Source organism: Chryseobacterium sp. TQ-BC-N36 (assembly GCF_058382295.1).
Map to the genome: position 1 here is coordinate 301,113 of NZ_CM178175.1, position 17,225 is coordinate 318,337.

The 17,225-nt window shown below is 36.0% G+C and carries 12 protein-coding genes; 8 read left to right on the top strand and 4 right to left on the bottom strand.

Features of this window, described 5'->3' with window-relative positions; genetic code table 11:
* Positions 1-8 precede the first annotated feature (8 nt).
* Positions 9-1,175, bottom strand: coding sequence for an SDR family oxidoreductase (locus tag AC3FI7_RS01280; RefSeq protein WP_491461213.1), 1,167 nt, complete (start codon positions 1,173-1,175; stop codon positions 9-11).
* Between the two features lie 839 nt (positions 1,176-2,014).
* Here AC3FI7_RS01280 and AC3FI7_RS01285 point away from each other — a divergent pair.
* The 6 genes from AC3FI7_RS01285 (at position 2,015) to AC3FI7_RS01310 (ending at position 12,433) form a co-directional block, all read left to right on the top strand.
* Positions 2,015-3,790 (top strand): phage tail-like protein, encoded by a 1,776-nt coding sequence (locus tag AC3FI7_RS01285; RefSeq protein WP_491461214.1) that lies wholly within the window; start codon positions 2,015-2,017, stop codon positions 3,788-3,790.
* Positions 3,791-4,090: 300 nt separating this feature from the next.
* On the top strand, positions 4,091-4,576 hold the full coding sequence (locus tag AC3FI7_RS01290) for a hypothetical protein (RefSeq protein ID WP_491461215.1): 486 nt from the start codon (positions 4,091-4,093) through the stop codon (positions 4,574-4,576).
* A gap of 174 nt (positions 4,577-4,750) precedes the next feature.
* Positions 4,751-5,230, top strand: coding sequence for a hypothetical protein (locus AC3FI7_RS01295; RefSeq protein WP_343658127.1), 480 nt, complete (start codon positions 4,751-4,753; stop codon positions 5,228-5,230).
* 515 nt (positions 5,231-5,745) lie between these two features.
* Positions 5,746-7,239 (top strand): tetratricopeptide repeat protein, encoded by a 1,494-nt coding sequence (locus tag AC3FI7_RS01300; RefSeq protein ID WP_491461216.1) that lies wholly within the window; start codon positions 5,746-5,748, stop codon positions 7,237-7,239.
* Between the two features lie 148 nt (positions 7,240-7,387).
* On the top strand, positions 7,388-8,809 hold the full coding sequence (locus AC3FI7_RS01305; RefSeq protein WP_142722260.1) for a tetratricopeptide repeat protein: 1,422 nt from the start codon (positions 7,388-7,390) through the stop codon (positions 8,807-8,809).
* A gap of 621 nt (positions 8,810-9,430) precedes the next feature.
* Positions 9,431-12,433 carry a reprolysin-like metallopeptidase gene (locus AC3FI7_RS01310; protein ID WP_491461217.1) on the top strand — a complete coding sequence of 1,001 codons (3,003 nt, stop codon included), beginning with the start codon at positions 9,431-9,433 and terminating at the stop codon, positions 12,431-12,433.
* A 105-nt stretch (positions 12,434-12,538) separates the two neighbouring features.
* Here AC3FI7_RS01310 and AC3FI7_RS01315 read toward each other — a convergent pair whose 3' ends face one another.
* Complete coding sequence (locus tag AC3FI7_RS01315; protein WP_142722262.1) at positions 12,539-13,693, bottom strand: FAD-dependent oxidoreductase; 1,155 nt, start codon at positions 13,691-13,693, stop codon at positions 12,539-12,541.
* A gap of 27 nt (positions 13,694-13,720) precedes the next feature.
* On the bottom strand, positions 13,721-14,476 hold the full coding sequence (locus AC3FI7_RS01320; protein ID WP_491461218.1) for a DUF6597 domain-containing transcriptional factor: 756 nt from the start codon (positions 14,474-14,476) through the stop codon (positions 13,721-13,723).
* Between the two features lie 144 nt (positions 14,477-14,620).
* Here AC3FI7_RS01320 and AC3FI7_RS01325 point away from each other — a divergent pair, with 144 nt between their 5' ends.
* Positions 14,621-15,202 (top strand): Crp/Fnr family transcriptional regulator, encoded by a 582-nt coding sequence (locus AC3FI7_RS01325; RefSeq protein ID WP_142722264.1) that lies wholly within the window; start codon positions 14,621-14,623, stop codon positions 15,200-15,202.
* A gap of 64 nt (positions 15,203-15,266) precedes the next feature.
* Complete coding sequence (locus AC3FI7_RS01330) at positions 15,267-16,202, top strand: ketopantoate reductase family protein (RefSeq protein ID WP_142722265.1); 936 nt, start codon at positions 15,267-15,269, stop codon at positions 16,200-16,202.
* A gap of 116 nt (positions 16,203-16,318) precedes the next feature.
* Here the strand turns inward: AC3FI7_RS01330 and AC3FI7_RS01335 are convergent, their stop codons facing one another.
* Entirely contained in the window at positions 16,319-17,203 is an 885-nt protein-coding gene (locus tag AC3FI7_RS01335; RefSeq protein ID WP_491461219.1) for an alpha/beta fold hydrolase, read from the bottom strand.
* Between the last annotated feature and the right edge of the window lie 22 nt (positions 17,204-17,225).

The following is a 17,225-nucleotide window of genomic DNA, read 5'->3' on the forward strand; positions in this document are numbered from 1 at the left end:
AAAATAGTCTAAAGTGATCTGAATTCATTTTCGTAAGCAAACGCATATAAATCCTTCAGTCCTTTTTCAACATCTATATCAGGAATATCTGTCATGATTTCTTTGAGTGTACTTGTATCAAACTGATGAACAGGTAAGGTTAAATAATAAGACAGTATGGGAGCCATTACTTCATAATACTGCTTTTCTGCTTCCGTCATCGTTTCCCGTAAGGGAGGGTGTTCTGCCAACTCACATTTTACTCCTGTATAACTGCAGATGGATTGAAGTAAATAGGCAACAGAGACCTGACGCTGGCTCACTGCATTCAGTTGGTCAATGGCATCGTTTTCAAATGCACGGATTATTGTTTTGGCTACATAATCAACAGGGACAATATTCATAGTGCCGGTAGGATTTGATTCAATTCTGAATGTTTCCCCTCTGTGAATAATGTCTGTTGAAGAGCATGCTAACAGAAACTTACCTAATAAGTAAAATACATTAAACTCAGGTGTGTAATATAATGGCTCATCGAGCATGCGTCCGCATATAGTGGAAGGCCTTATGATCTGCCATTTCTTTTCTTGCTGCTGGCAATACTGTATAAGCTCCTGTTCCATTTTTATTTTGAACTCTTCATAAGGAATCCTGTGGGATAATATTGGCTTCAGTACCGGATGGTTATTGGCATCAAATGAAATATACTGATCATAGACCACAGGATCATAATGGCCTATTGAGAAAGTGGTACTGATAAAAATAAACTTATATAGATTGGGAGAACACCATTCCAGTAAATGTTTGGAGGCTAAATAATTATTGACAAATATTTTTTCATGAGCGGTGGAAGTGTTGGATAAGTCGGTTTCTGCAGCGGCATGAATTACATAGATATTGTCATAGCTCTCCAGGGTGGTGAAGTGTGTGTTATTCAGGGCCTCAATGTCTGATTCAATTGATATAACATACTGTAACAGTTCATTTTCAGTATAATTATTTAAATATGCTGGTCTGAAACGATGCCTCACAATAGATCGTAATCGTTCATACGCAGTCTGCCCTGCCTTGGGTCTTATAACAACAATCAGTGTGCCCTTTTTTTTATTATTTGCATATTCATGCAGGAGTTCATAGAAGATATGTCTTCCCAATATTCCCGTTATTCCAGTAAGTAAAATATTTGTTTTTTTCATAGGAAAAAGTTCTTCATTAAGAATTATCTCAATGATTAGTGAAAATGAATTCTGTTTGTGAATATTCGTAAAATTATAGGTTCATATTGGAAATGATGATGTATGAATCCCAAAAGATCAAAACATATATTATATATGTCTGGTTTATATTTTTTGAATGTTTTTTACTGGTGTATGATAAAATTAACCAAAGTTCTTTTTTTAGTTAAAGCTTTTTGAGACTCTTTTTTTGTACTGTTGTGATTGTGATTTAGAAAATTAATGAATGCAATGCCTTGTTAGATAGATATATAGTTCAGTTAAAATCTCAGGATATTGATTGGAAAACTGACACTGAAAGATCTTAAAAGCACTCACGATCGTCTTTGTGAACAGAAAAAGAGCTGATTCTCAATTTTAATTACACTGTAATATGTCTCTAATTAAACTTTAATTTTGCTCTTAACTGTTACTAATATTTGAGTAATAGTTTTGCACTATGAAATAAAAGGAGTTTTAAGAATTCTTTTTATCTACAATTAATTCATGGATTTTGAAATAAAACGAATTGGATTGACAAGTTTACAGGAGATCCGGAATAGATAAAGTCTTCATCAGGCGTTCTTGCGAACCTGTAGTACTTGAAAGAGCAGATAAATACTCAACAGTTTCAGACCCAGGACCTTTATATCAGAGATCCCGTATCCTGTACAGAAATTTAAAAAAATGTAACCTTACTATACTGTTGTTATCATTTTTAGAGAATTTCTCGACTTGCCTTTTAAACCATTTATCTAAAAAACTGACAATATGAAAAGATGGCCATCCTTTCTTCAGTATCACTATTAAAATAAGCGATTATGCACAAGAGTATCAGTACAAAATTATTTTTATTACTTATAACAACGTATAGCTCATTCCTTTTATCACAGGTAGGAATAAATACGCAATCACCCAACAAAATGTCGACATTGGATATTGTCTCGAAAAATAACGATACCGGAATACTGATTCCAAGATTAACAGAGAACCAGAGAAATAAGATGTCTCCCGGAATCAAGGAAAATAGTTTATTAATATTTAATACGGATGAAAACTGTTACAATTACTGGAACAGTACAGAAAATGAATGGAAAAGCCTTTGTGGTAAACAGGGGAAAGCTGTTTTCACAATGGATTGTACACAGATAGAAAGTAAAGGTAAATATACTACCGGTAAAGAACTTACTGCTTCTGATTTTCTCCGGATGAAAATAACTGTTACGAAACCAGGGTATTATCATATAACAGCTAAAACTGCCAATAGTAATGGATACAGCTTCCAGTTGGAAGGAGAGGTATTGGAGACAGGAACCTTCACCATAGAGGTTCCAGGCTATGGAACTCCAATCAATGCAACCCCTTCAGGAGGAGCTGGGGATCAGATTTTAATTTATAATTATGAACAGCTAGTTTGTGATACCTTAAAAATTTCAGTTGAGGATTCCACCATTATTCCTGAATTTACAATCAATTGCTCAGGCACAACAATCAATGGTGAATATATAGCTGATAAAGAGCTTACAGCAGGAAATACTATTGCATTAAATATAACATCACCAGCTACAGCAGCAGGAGCACAGTATGAAATTTCTACACCTTTAGTAAATGGGTATTCTTTTAGTGCCAAAGGAGTATTATCCGGGGGAATACAGCAGGTCATTTTAATAGGAACAGGAAAGCCTGTAATCAATGGAAATGATGCATTTGTATTAACCACCAACAGTTCATTGGGAAAAAACAGCTGCAGTAACAGTCCTATCCATGTAAAAGTTGCCGCAAGAAAAATGAAAATTATCGGACTTTCTGACAATAATAATAATTTATACAACATTGCAAGACCCGATAACCTTCTTAATAAAGTTCTGGGCGGTAGTAATTATTTTGGCAACAATCAGTCTGCAACATATCCTGTCAATGGCTTTGAATTTTTGCTGCTTACTGGCTTAAATGCTTCACAACAGTCACAGTTTACAACATTCAATCCTGATATTGTATTGGTTCAGTTTAATTATATAGCATACACCAGTGAGGAAAGGCAGTTTTTAGCAGATTATGTAGCGAAGGGGGGAGTGCTTATTTATTCCTCAGATGGAGATGCAGCTGCTTCACCAAGGAACAGAGCAGCCAGAGATTTGGCGCGATTAATTTTTAACGATAATCTGATGGAGGTTACTGATAATGATAACAGCATCGTTATTGATAGAATTCAGGATACGAACAATATGATCACCAATGGTCCATTTATGAATCTCACAGGGAAAGCCCTGGGAAGAGATTCCGGCTGGAATTTCAGATTTACAATCGCGGGATTCCCATTTGATAAAGCGAATGTTATTGCATATGATGGTGTGGATGATAGCAGCATTAGAGCATTTGTTGGTAAAGATAATGGTTTTGCTTTTTTTGGTGATGGAGGTCCTTTTGTTGCTAACGAAGGAGTTCAGCCCTACAACTGGCCTGCCAAATTTAGAACGACTAATGGAGTTACTGTTGCCATTCCGAATACTTACGGACAGGTGGTAACATATAACTCACACCTTTTTCTCAATTTAATGGCATGGGCAATCAACTATGCTCAGAAGAAAAGGCCCTAATATCATTTTTTGGAATTTGAGAAAAGATAAAATTTATTTTATACAGGTAGAAAGAAACCATTTTAAAGATAGAGTTTTTGATTAAAAACACTTTTATTCACTTGAGCGTGGTTTTGAGTATGTAAATACTGCAGATAACGCAAAAGATGTTTATATCTTTGAAACCTATTGTAAGAATATCAAAGAGCAGATATTAAGATTTAAAAACAATGAGATGTAAAACTTCCATATCTACGCTTCAGATTACCATTCATTATTTTCTCAAAAAAACATCATTTAAATTTAAAACTCAAAAAACTTATGAAAAAATTATTATTGCTAATTATATTAATCGCTATCTTTTTCCAAAATGGAAAAGGCCTAACTGCTCAGCGTACTAATCGAGATTCGATCGGAAATCAGCATAATCCGCAAAAAAAATCAGCTGCTATAAAATTTATTAAAAACAAACCCATTACAAATAAAAAAGAGATCATAAGGACTGTAGATGCTTCTCAGATTCCTTTTATCTTACAAGAAGATCTTATAAAAGAGGGACAGTGTTTAAGACTGAGGATAACCAATTATACCCAACCTCATTTTAAAGTGAAATTATTTACAAAAAAAGGGAAGGGGTTTAATGTACGTATTAATATGGTAACATTATGTGATGGAAGCAGCGAAGGTCCTTTACCAAATGAATTTTCTTGCGATGTAAAGTGCAAAGGGGATATTTTGGTACATACTTCATGGAGCAATATGGCTGAGGGAAAAAGAACAGGTCGCTTTTTTATAAAAGTAGAATAAGTTTTTAATACATGATAAATTATAACACAATTAATACAGCTTATTAGTATGACTGCAGATAACGCAAAGGATGTTTATATTTTTGAAACTGCTTGTGAGAAAATCAAAGCGGTAGATGTAATATTCAAAAAACAATCAATTAACTAAATTTAAAATTCAAAAAAATACTTGTTTATGAAAAAGTCGTTATTATTGATTCCATTATTAATGATCTGTTGTCAAAAAGAAAAAAATATAATTACGCAGCGTGCTAATGGAGATTCAACCGGAAATCAAAACAAACCGCAAAAAGAATCAGTTGCTATAAAAGTTATAGAAAACGAACCTGTCACAAATAAAGATGAGATCATTAGGACAGTAGATGCATCCCAAATTCCCTTTATTTTAAATGAAAATTTTACGAAAGATTGGCAGTCGTTAAGTCTGAAGATAACCAATTATAATAGGCCTTCTATTAAAGTGAATCTTATAAACAAAAATCATATTAACTTACGTTTTGCAGCGATAAAGTTACCGGATGGAAGCGATGATGGTCCTTTACCAGATGAAATATCTTTTAATACCAAAGGTAAAGGAGAGGTTTGGTTATTTTTTTCAGGAAATACTATGGCTGAGGGGGAATCAACAGGTAATTTTTCCGTAAAAGTGGAATAAATGCTAATAAATGATAAATTATCACACAATTAATACAGCTTATTAGTATGACTGCAGATAAAAACACATAGTAGATTATAAAAATTCATGGGAAAGGGCAAATCATTTTATGATTTGTCCTTTTTGTATTTGGATTAATTTATTAGAATTCCTTTGAAACCCATCTTAAAACTTATAATCCGGAAAATGTTGAACTTTACCCATTGCCTAATTCCTGATTGTATTTGTAACAAATTCTATTCCAGACAGTCTTATTATATATACAACAACTTTTTTATAGCAGAACTTCCTGCACAAACAGCCTGAAAACTTTAAAAAACTGATTGTATAAAGAAAAAATAAAATCCTTATCTGAATGTTACATTTTTGCAAAATATGCATCTTATTTCATGATAAGCATGATAAATTATGTATATTTATAACACATATTAGGGAAAAATATTAAAATAGCAGTAGAAAATTATCAACATATTTAATTAAATATGCGTAGGTAGATATAGGGAAAAGTAGTGCTGATGGGAAAAATTATATTGATCATTTTTAAGAATACAAACACACCGTTGACCAGCATAAAGAAAATGATATCCTCTGTAATCTCCATAGGGTTATGTTGGAGCATGCTTTCATGCGGACCTGATTTCAGGGATAAAGAAAGAGCAGATTTTGACGTTTCTTTATTGACCCAAAGTTCACAGTTGCAGCTTTCCGGTGAATATGAAGCGCTTATCCGGCTCAATATAGAATATCTGAAAAAAGCTGCCAGGATGAAATATACAGCAGGAAAAGGTCTATGCTATCTGAATATGGCTGACGTAAATATTTCGGCAGGCAATTATGAAAAAGCCCGTTTTTTCTTTAATAAAGCAGAGAAAGATCTGGTAAAATCAGGAAATATGTTTCATAAAGCGACATTCTATGACGATTATAGCCTGTATTATTCTCATCTTAAAATAAATGATAAGGCGATAGAATGTAATGATAAAGCATTTTATTACTTAAAACAGGCCAAAAAGACAACACTGACTCAAAAACTTCTTCCAAGACTTTATATCAATAAAGGGATTTATTATGCCTGGAAAGGGTGGTCTGGAACTTCTTTAAAATGTTTCATCAAAGCAAATTCACTTGAAAATTCTGCCTACAGCAACTGCATGGTGGCACAATACTATCTGTTTATCCACAAACCTGATTCTGCTGCAATATATATCGCCAGATCAGATGAAAAAATGCTGAGCCAGAAAACGACCGACGTAGAATCACTGTGGGTGTATTATACAATGGGCTATTATTACAATGAAATAAATAATAGTGAACAGGCTGAGAAGTGCCTTAAAAAAGCTCTGGAAATTAATATTAGGACAAGGCGTACCTATTCTTCACATATAAAAGAAGTTTACAAAGCACTTGCTGATGTGTATAAGAAAAAGAATGACGGAGGTAAGGCTTATTTCTATCTTAAAAAATATATGGAAGAAGAGGGAAGATTTGATGCGGCAAGATTTGCTGCTATGAATAAAGCTACCGAGGATTTTATTTCAGAAGTGAAGCAGGAATCAGACTGGCATAAAAATGATCTTCCATTATTTATCGCTCTGTCAATTACTGTGCTTACTGTTTCAGGAGTATATGTCCGGAAAGTAATCCATGTACAGAGACAGAAAAAGAACCGCTTAAAAAAACAGACAGAAGATCTAAAAAACCATGTACATACAAAACAGCGGGAAGAAGTCATTGAACTTGCCAGAAGCAATGATTCTGCTTTTTTATTGAAGTTCAAAGAGTTATATCCTGATTTTGTAAAAGCACTTCTGGATATCAACCCTGATCTTGAAAATTCAGAACTGAGCTTCTGTGCTATGTTGAAACTGCGTTTTTCAGCCAAGGAAATTGCAGATTTCACTTTTGTACAGCACAGATCTGTTCAGCAGAAAAAATACAGAATCAGGAAGCGACTGAATATTCCCGGAGAAACAGATATTTATGAGTTTTTTGAAAATCTGCCCCAATAAAGAAAATCATCACAATAAAAGCTGTCAGATCCTGTTTTATGGAAAGGTTATTGCTGATTTCATAAACCAGCCAATGAAAAGTTTGCATTAAACCCTAAATATCATCCTAAAATAAGTATAAAAAAATCCAGCTTAAATAGAGAAACATATGATCCGTATTTTTCTTTCTGTTTTACTTATCATTTTAATGTCGTGTCATTCCAGTTCCAGGAAAGAGACTGAAAAGAATTTTGATATTTCCCTGCTGAAAAAGAACGAAAAATTCAGGCTTGCCGGAGAATATGATTCTTTGATTAACCTCAATAAAAGCTATTATAAAAAGGCTGATAAGATGAATTATTCAGATGGAAAAGCCCTTTGCTATATTAATCTGGCAGAGCTTAATATTTCACTGGAAAACTATCAGAAATCCCAGGTCCTTTTTGATAATGCCAAAGATATCCTTGACGATTCTGAAGATCCCATACATAAAGCCAGGTTTTATAATGTTTATGCGCGTTTCAATTTTGAGCTCCGAAGAGTAGATAAAGCTTTTGAATATAACAATGAGGCGATGCGTTCCATACAAAAGGTCAGTTCTTCTGAGCTTAAAAATGACCTTCTTTTCAGTATATATTTCAGGCAGGCAATTTATTTTGTCAGGAAAAAAGAATATGAAAAAGCGCTGTTTTTTTTTAACAAAGCAAACAAGCTGGATAATACGGGCTTAATGGATTGTGCCATAAGTGATTATATTTACATGCATAAAAATAAAGACTCAGCGTATAAATATGTAACTCTGGCATATAATAAAGCGAACAGAAGTGGTAAGGCAGATGGAATTGCATTATATGCCAATACAATTATGGGAGAATATTATATAACCTATAAACAATATGATAAGGCTGAGGAGGCGCTGAAGAAAGCATTGGAAATCAATGAAAAAACCAAACGTATCTATGCCTATTATGGTAAGTATATTTATAATGACCTCAGGACGTTATATGAGCGTACAGGAGATAAAGAAAAGGCTTATTTTTATTTGAAAGCCTATACTGATGCTTATTATAAAACCAATACATCTTTGCTGGCAACAATTAATCAGGATATGGAATCCTTTATTGAAGAAACCCGGAAGGATGCTGATCATCATAAAGGCAGGATATACTGGATAATTTCCCTGTCATTTACAGGACTTTGTCTGCTGGGAGGATATGCCTGGAGAATTATCAGGGTACTGAGAAAAAGAAAAAAAGTTCTTGCCATGGAAGCTGAAAGCCTTAAAATAAGAATGAATGATAACAAGCAGGAAGAGATTATAGAGCTTGGTAAGAAAAATGATCCTGAATTTCTGAATCGTTTTAAGGAAGTTTATCCTGATTTTATAGAGCAGCTTTTAACCATTAATCCTGCACTTGAAAGTTCCGAACTGATTTTTTGTGCAATGCTGAAACTCCATTTTACTTCCAAAGAAATTGCAAGTTATACTTTGGTGCAACACAGAACTGTTCAGCAGAAAAAATACAGGCTCAGGAAAAAATTAAATATTCCGGGAGAAACAGATCTTTATTATTTTTTCGATACCTTATAATAATTCAAAAAAAAACTGTCTGATTCATCACATCAGACAGCACTCGAAATATTCTCTTTTCACCACTTGTATTTTTTTTGTGGTCTCAGCGTCAAATATGAAAAATTTTAATGTAAACATAAAAAATCACGGTACTACACGGATACTACACCGGGTATTTTAAGATTTAAATGCTTGATAGTTAGTGTTTTGTGTTTTTGACTGTTTTTTACATTTTATTGTTGAAAAAGTAGAGTAATTGTCTTAATCCTAACACTTTTTATCCCGTATTTTAATCATTGCCATTTAGAAGTATTTTCTTATGTGATTTTTTTACCTCCTTTTTCAATGTTTAAAAAGGAGCATTAACTTGAGCTGGTTCTACAATTGAGAGCAATAAAACTTTATTTATAATTTATTGAAAATCAATATTTTGAAGCAGTGCTGTATCCGTGTAGTATCTTCTTTTTTTGTTTTTTATGAGAAATAAATAAGCTTTGTAGTGAGTTTTGTTGAGGATTTAATATGATATCTGCTTTTTTGTTGAATTTGTAGTAAAAGTTTCTTTTCGTCTTTACTATACTGGTTATTTTTTTGATGGAAAGCTTAAACATACTATCCAAAATAATTTTAAATATACCTATGAAAAAAAGAATTTTATTCGTTTGTGCGTTAGCATCATGCTTTACGGTTTTCAATGCTCAGAGATGGGAAACGGTCTCTAAAAAAACTTCACAGATCCGAAATGGGGTAGAAGTTCAGTATTCCTACAGAGTAGACCTGAAGTCCCTTAGAGAAATGCTTAAAAATGCAGAAGAAACAGGGAAAGATGCAAGACCGGTTATTATTTCTTTACCCACTGTAGAAGGAAAGATTGAAAAATTTGCCGTATATAGCAATCCGGTAATTGAGAAATCCCTGGCAGACAAATATCAGTTAGGGTCTTATGTGGGAATTGGAGTGGATGATTCTTCCAAGTATTTAAGATTCAGTACTTCTCCTGCTGATATGCAGTCTATGATCATCAAAGATGGTGTTTTTCAGTTTATAGAACCTATAAGTGCTGATAGACAGACCTATGGAGTTTTCTATAAAACAAAGAATGACGGAGAGCATGGATTTAAATGTGATACAGGGGAACATGATTTTAAGGATATTAATAAGCTGGTAGCGAATGGTAAAAAAATGCTTTCCGGAGTCGGAATTACCAGCAGACCTACCAATACAAAATACAGAGATTTCAGAATGGCATTATCCGTTACCGGGGAATACAGCCAGTATCAGCTGACAGCTGCAGGAACTCCGGCCAATGCCAGTGACGATGTTAAGAAAGGTGTTGTTCTGGCCGCCATGAATAATACCATGACCCGTATCAACGGAGTTTTTGAGCGTGACTTTGGAGCTCATCTGACCGTTCAGAATCTTCCTCAGATCATCTATCTTGATCCGGCAACAGATCCTTACACAGGTAATTTAAACCTTCAATTACAGCAAACCCTTACTTCTGCCGTAGGAAATGCCAATTATGATATCGGACATGTTCTTAATCAGAATGCGGAAAGGAGCGGTAATGCCGGAGGAATTGGAATTGTCTGCACAGATCCGGCCAATAATACAGATATACAAAAAGGTTCTGCCTATACACAGGGACCTGTACCTACAGGTGAAGTGTTTGATTTTACAGCAGCCCATGAGATGGGACATCAGCTGGGAGCCAATCATACATTCTCAAATACTTCTGTCACAGATGCCAATAAGGGAGCCAATGTGGAACCCGGAGGAGGAACAACCATTATGGGATATGCAGGGATTACCTATGATAATGTACAGGCCAACGCAGATGGATATTTTCATTATAAATCAATTGATCAGGTTTTGACCAACTTAGAAAACAAGCTTAATTGCGGAGTATCCCAGGATATCAATAATAATACAGCTCCGGCGATCAATCCGCTGTCAGCATACAATATCCCTAAAGGAACCGCTTATTATCTTGAAGCTTCTGCTACGGATGCTGAAAATGATCCTGTGAATTATACCTGGGAACAGAATGACAGTACAGATGAATTTTCTACGATTTCCGGAGACAGCGGATGGGGATACAATCCAAAAGGAGCCTTAGCCAGATCTGTTCCCGGAACACCCAATGGCAGAAGATATTTTCCGAAGCTGGAGAGCGTGATGAATGGAGTACTCACAGATAAACAGGGCTGGGAAACGGTATCATATATCCCCAGAACATTAAATTATGCTGTAACGGCTAGAGATCAGAATGCTCAACGTCCGATGGTTTCCAGCTCAACTACTACAGTGACAGTCGGAAACGACGGTCCGTTCAAATTCAATGGGCTTACTGCAGCTTCAGTACTGTATAATGATGCGGTAAATACAATCTATTGGGATGTTGCCAATACGAATGCTGCCTCTTATAATGTAGCCAGCGTAAAAATTGATTATACTTCTGATAACGGCGCTAACTGGACAAATCTTGTGGCAGCAACTCCTAATACAGGAAGCTATAGTATACAAATGCCCGGTAATATAAACGGAGCTGTAAAATTAAGAATCTCAGCTGTAGGTAACATTTTCTATGCCGTCTCTCCTGCCATTACTGTGGGTACTGCACCCGCGTCTTCTGCTTCAGCACCTACAGGGCTATCCACTATAGATACTGAAGTTTTTAAGACAACAGCAAGGGTTTCATGGAACAGTGTTCCTGGAGCTGCCTATTCTGTTAATTACAGAAAAGCAGGGACTGCAAACTGGTCTAATGCTGTAAGTCAGGCAAATTCTGTAGTCCTGGATAATTTAGAAGACGAAACAAACTATGAAGTACAGGTTGCAGCAGTAGTAAATTCTGTTGCAGGAGCATTTTCTAATAATTATACATTTAAAACAAAAGGATTAAAAACTGGGATCGATTACTGTTTTTTAAATTCGGGTTCGCCTTATGTAGGAGCGATCTTAAAGCTTACGGTGGCTAATATTGATTACAGTGATCTTACCGCTAGATCTTATAAGGACTTGAGTGAAGATGCTACTAAAATTATTAATTTGACACAGGGAAGCACCTACACTGTTGCCCCTAGAGTAGGAAACCTGCTGCAAAACGGACTTCCGGTTAATCTGTCTGCATGGATCGATTATAACAGGAATGGAGTATTTGAAGCTACCGAAAGAGTGGGACAGACTTCCGCAACAATAAATGCAGGAAATGTGGGATTGAGCAGTTTTAATTTTACAGTGCCGGCAACTGCCTATTCAGGAGATAAAACATTAAGGATGAGAGTGGTTTGTAAATTTGCAACCAGTTCTCTGAACAGTGTGTGTGGTGAACTGGCAAGCCAGGCTGGCGGTATTATGGACCTTCCGGTGAAGATTACTGCCAATACCCTTGCCGTGAGGGAAACAGCAGACACAAAATCATCAGAAATATCTGTTTACCCTAACCCCGCAGACACATTTGTAGAAGTGAAAAACTTTAAAGGTAAAGGAGATTACAAAATTTACAGCGCAGACGGAAGACTTGTCCAGGAGGGTAGAGTTGAAGAAAAAATCAATGTTGCTTCCCTGGTAAAAGGTGTCTATGTGATCACCATAAAAGATGATAAAAACACGTATAATACCAAACTGATCAAAAAATAAAATATAAATGAATCTCCGCATCAGGATCTAAAACGGGGAGAAATAAATTATTTCAGGAGGGAAAAGGGCTGTCTTCGCTAGAAGGCAGCCTTTGTTATGATGAATTTAATGGCCATTAAAAAAATCAAGCATGGTTGTTAATGAGTTTTCAGAATGCATCCGCTCTCCATTCTCAAGGGATTCCTGTGTGGCAATGGCAGCTCTCTTGCGCATCTTTTGTTCATAATCTGCAATGGCTTCCTGTAAAGTTTCATAGTTTTTATCCGTTAAATGTTCGCTCAACTCCAGAGCATCAAGCATAGCCATATTAGCCCCTTCTCCTGCAAACGGAGGCATTACATGGGCTGCATCACCAATCAGAGTCAGATTGGATTGAGTTTCCCAGGTCTGATCAAAAGGCATATAGTAAATCAGGCGTGGAATAAAAGGAGTGACTGCATTTTCAAATAATTCCTCCCAGACAGGGCTCCATTCAGAATATTCTGTTTTAAACCATGCCAGCATCTGGAGATTATCAGAAAAATCAAGACCGCTGCTGGCAGGCCAGTTTTCATCGGCTTTAAAGCTTGCATAAAATCCAAGATCTCCGTTACCTTTCTGACCAAGCAAAATATTTTGGGTATTTCCGAAGGCCATTATTTTTCCGCCTTTGACCAGAGCATCAATCTGAGGAGCATTTTCTTTTGAAACATTTCCTTCCAGCATGATCACTCCTGAATACACAGGTTGAATATCTGTAAGATAAGGCCGGATTTTAGAATTGGCTCCGTCTCCGGCAATGACAAGGTCGGCATACGCAGTAGTTCCATTTTTGAAATGCAGCAACCAGCCTTCGTTTTGACGTTCCATAGAGAGAAAGTGACTGTCCCAGATCACTGTTTCAGGTTGCAGGGAGTCCAGCAGCATGTTTCTTAAGGGGCCACGGTCTATTTCCGGACGGAAATGCTCATGTCCAAAATCTTCTGCCGGTTTTGTTTCATGATCATTAAAGAATATTTGAGCCTTCTCATTCATGATCAGTGTTCTGTCTGCTCCGGGACGGAATGTTTTCTTGAATATTTCCAATAATTCGGCCTTACGGATGGCTGCCAGTCCTGAGTCTTCATGCATGTCGAGAGGAGAGCCCTGAACCCTTGCATATTTATTAAGATCTCTTTCATATACTTTTACGTCAGCTCCTTTCAGCTGTAAAAGTCTTGCCAGTGTAAGTCCTGCGGGGCCTCCACCAACGATTGCTATTGATTTATTGTCTATCAGCATTGTTAATTTAAATTTTACAATGCAAATTTATTTTCCTTTCAATACGGATAATAGTATAAATCGGTCGTTTTTATTCCTTGATAATTCTTTTGGGGCAACTCCGGAAAATTTCTTTACCTCTTTGATGAAATGATTCTGGTCGGTGTAGTTGAGTTCAGGGAAAAGTCTTCCCTGTGCGATATGCTCCAATGATGTTCTGAAACGTAAAATAGTAGAGTAGGCTTTTAACGATAATCCTAGCTGTCTGGTACAGTAACGGTTGATCTGTCTGCTGCTCCAGCCTGTTTTATCAGAAAGATCCTGCACGTTTATTTCACCTTTTGAGACATAGACCATTTCAAAAAGTCTGCGTTTTCTTTCATCTACTTTCGCAGGAAGCAGTTCTTTTATTTTTTGGGTTGCTTTGGTACAGCAATGACTGAAATTCTTTATATCCTCAGCTTTAAAATCCCAGAAATCATGAGAAAGTTCTTTTCCAATATTTAATAAATCAGCGATACTGGTATTCAAAATATATTCAACTGCAAGAGGCTTAAAACTTACCACAAAAGCAATTGTACGGGGGGCAATATACCTTTGTTCAGGATAAGTTTCTAAGCCAAGAAGGGTAACATGAAAAGGTTCCGAAGCTGATTGTGAAAAAAAGAGATCAATTCTTCCGTCAGGAATAATAACCACTTCTTTAGTTTCATCCGAAAGGTTCTGAAATGTTCCCAGATTTTCCACAAAATCAGCGATTTCTTTGTCGGGTTCGATGAAGTTATAATAGAAGTCGTTATCCATATTAAACATGATCTTTTTTAAAAAAGAAAATTACAAAATTACCCTCTGACTTATAAAAAAAATTAAGGGTTTACTGCAATGGCTTATAAATGCTATTTTTGTTCTGACAGATTTTAAAAGTAAATAGGCGACAGCCTTTATTCTATGGACAAAACATCACTTAATACATATTTTCATTCTTTATTCACTATCAGAAAAGAAATTGTTGAAAATATCACAGAAAAATTCAGCCGTTTTGAACTAAAAGCAAATACCGTTCTGCTGGATAAAAATGTGATCAGTACCCAGACTTATTTTCTGGAAAAAGGGTATGTCCGCTCCTATATTCTAAACGAAGATAATGAGGAAATTACGACGAATATCTATACAGCTCCCTGCTTTGTTAATGATTTTCTGTCTTTTTTCAGACAACAGCCTACTAAAGAAATTTATCAGACCGTGACGGATTGTGTTTTCTGGGAAACCGGACTGGAGAATGTACAGCATAATTTCCATAATATTCCTGAATTCAGAGAGTTTAGCAGGCTTCTTTTTGTCCTCAATTATTATCATATCCATAACAGGCTGATAGAAATGGCAAGTCAGAAGGCCTCCACTAGATATTCCAACCTGATGAAAAAAGATCCCGATATTTTCCAACATGTTCCTTTGAAGGTCATAGCTTCTTATCTGGGAGTTAAGGACAGTTCATTAAGCCGGATCAGAAGAGATATTCATAAGCTGTAATTTCTTTTCATTTGTCAAGTGATACTTCCGCTGTTATCACTGATATTTGTTGAAAAATAATTTCATGAACAAAAAGCATATTGTTGTTGTAGGTTTGGGTGGCGTAGGCGGATATTTTGGTTTTAAAATAAACCAGACCAATGAAATTTCAGGAAAATATAATATTTCCTTTGTTGCCCGTGGAGAAACTTATGAAAAAGTAAAACAAAACGGACTGACGTTGTTATCTCCTGAGCATTCCAATCCGAAGACTCACCCCGATGCTATATTGCAGAACATCAGTGATATCAAAAATCCTGACCTGGTGTTGATCTGTGTGAAGGAATATGATCTTGAAAATGTCTGCAGGCAGTTGTTGCCGGTCATCAGTGAAGAAACCATATTGCTTCCCATGATGAACGGAGCAGATATCTACGACAGGATACGTACTGTAATTCCGGACCATACCGTTCTTCCAACCTGTGTTTACGTGGCTTCCCATATTAAGGAAAGAGGAACTGTAGAGCATAAAGGAAACCCGGGAAAAATTATTGTGGGAAGGGATCCTGAACATTTTTCTGTCCCTGTGGAATGGATTTCGGAACTCTTGAATGAAAGTAAAATAGAGTTTGATTTTAAAGATAATTCATTAAAAGATATCTGGACAAAATTCATATTCATTGCAAGTTTTGGACTGGTTACAGCTCGACATAATTCTTCAATGGGAGCTGTATGTACTGATGAACAGCAGAAGAAGGAAGCTGCCGGAATTATGAAAGAAATAAAACTGATTGCTGTTAAAAAAGGTATTGATCTTCAGGATGATATTATGGAGAAGACATTCGAAAAAGCCTCTACCTTTCCTTTTGACACTCCAACTTCCCTCCAGCTTGATATCAATTCAGGAAAAAAGGAAAATGAACTGGAGCTGTTTGCCGGTGCTGTGCTGAAATATGGTTCTGAAACAGGTATTGATACTCCTTTCACTCAGAAAATCTACACTGAGATTAAAGCCAAATAAGTTTTGGCTAAAGCCGAAAGAAAAAGAAATATAAGAAGGCGGGTTAAAACCCGCCTCTTTTGAAATTAAATATAAAATATTGAAATTTTTGACAATTTCAGAGTTTAATCATACTATCAGAACTCCCGGTCCCGGTCTGTAATAATTCTGAATTTTGTTTTAAAAAAAGTATCTGCTTCAGTATTAAATTCATCAGTGTACACCACTAAAGTACTGTGCCCTGAGTTGGGTAATATCCATAAATTAGCTTTAGGAATGTTCCGGAAAATTTCCAGGGTATGTTCAGGTCTGATCACATCATAATCTCCTCCGATAACAAGGACGGGGGCTTTAATGCTGTGGAGTGCCATGGGATCTATATTCGGTTGCTCACTTAATAATCTTTTATATTTTAGGACCATATAATCCAGATCCGTTTTATCTTTCTTCTGGGCAAACAGTTCTTTAAATTTTAAGTAATTACTGCTTACTCTTTTGAATACATCAGCTTGTACCGCGGTGGAATCCGGCCTTAAGTTCGCTCCTGTAATGATCAGTTTTTTTACCTTTTCAGGGTGCCTCATGCTCAGCAAAAGCCCATTGATGGCACCATCACTCCAGCCTATGACAAATGCTGAATCAATTTTCATTTTCTGAAGCAGCGCAGCGTAATCATCCGACATCATTTCATAGGTAAGTGCATCTCCTTTATCAACAGACTTTCCATGTGCTCTGCTGTCAGCGACAATCACCTTATATTTTTTGGAAAAATAAGGGATCTGTTTAGAAAAATCAACAATGGATCCTCCGTTTCCGTGGATGAGAAGCAAAGGCTGTCCCTGGCCATAGGTCTCGCAATACATTTTGATTCCATTGACATCATAATATTTACCGGCTTTTGAATTATTTCCATATGAGGAACTTTCTAAAAGCCGGGTGTATTCTTTTTTGATCTTTGGAACATCCGTCTGAGCGGATATTAAAGCCGACAGTAAGGCAAGAAAAAATAATATCGGTTTCATAGTAATAGGGGCGTTGTTTAAG

Excerpts from the sequence above, each read along its gene's own strand:
- AC3FI7_RS01310 (WP_491461217.1), top strand. The coding sequence starts at position 9,431 with ATGAAAAAAAGAATTTTATTCGTTTGTGCGTTAGCATCATGCTTTACG.
- AC3FI7_RS01280 (WP_491461213.1), bottom strand. The coding sequence starts at position 1,175 with ATGAAAAAAACAAATATTTTACTTACTGGAATAACGGGAATATTGGGA.
- AC3FI7_RS01325 (WP_142722264.1), top strand. The coding sequence starts at position 14,621 with ATGGACAAAACATCACTTAATACATATTTTCATTCTTTATTCACTATC.
- AC3FI7_RS01295 (WP_343658127.1), top strand. The coding sequence starts at position 4,751 with ATGAAAAAGTCGTTATTATTGATTCCATTATTAATGATCTGTTGTCAA.
- AC3FI7_RS01305 (WP_142722260.1), top strand. The coding sequence starts at position 7,388 with ATGATCCGTATTTTTCTTTCTGTTTTACTTATCATTTTAATGTCGTGT.
- AC3FI7_RS01285 (WP_491461214.1), top strand. The coding sequence starts at position 2,015 with ATGCACAAGAGTATCAGTACAAAATTATTTTTATTACTTATAACAACG.
- AC3FI7_RS01290 (WP_491461215.1), top strand. The coding sequence starts at position 4,091 with ATGAAAAAATTATTATTGCTAATTATATTAATCGCTATCTTTTTCCAA.
- AC3FI7_RS01330 (WP_142722265.1), top strand. The coding sequence starts at position 15,267 with ATGAACAAAAAGCATATTGTTGTTGTAGGTTTGGGTGGCGTAGGCGGA.
- AC3FI7_RS01335 (WP_491461219.1), bottom strand. The coding sequence starts at position 17,203 with ATGAAACCGATATTATTTTTTCTTGCCTTACTGTCGGCTTTAATATCC.
- AC3FI7_RS01300 (WP_491461216.1), top strand. The coding sequence starts at position 5,746 with ATGGGAAAAATTATATTGATCATTTTTAAGAATACAAACACACCGTTG.
- AC3FI7_RS01315 (WP_142722262.1), bottom strand. The coding sequence starts at position 13,693 with ATGCTGATAGACAATAAATCAATAGCAATCGTTGGTGGAGGCCCCGCA.
- AC3FI7_RS01320 (WP_491461218.1), bottom strand. The coding sequence starts at position 14,476 with ATGGATAACGACTTCTATTATAACTTCATCGAACCCGACAAAGAAATC.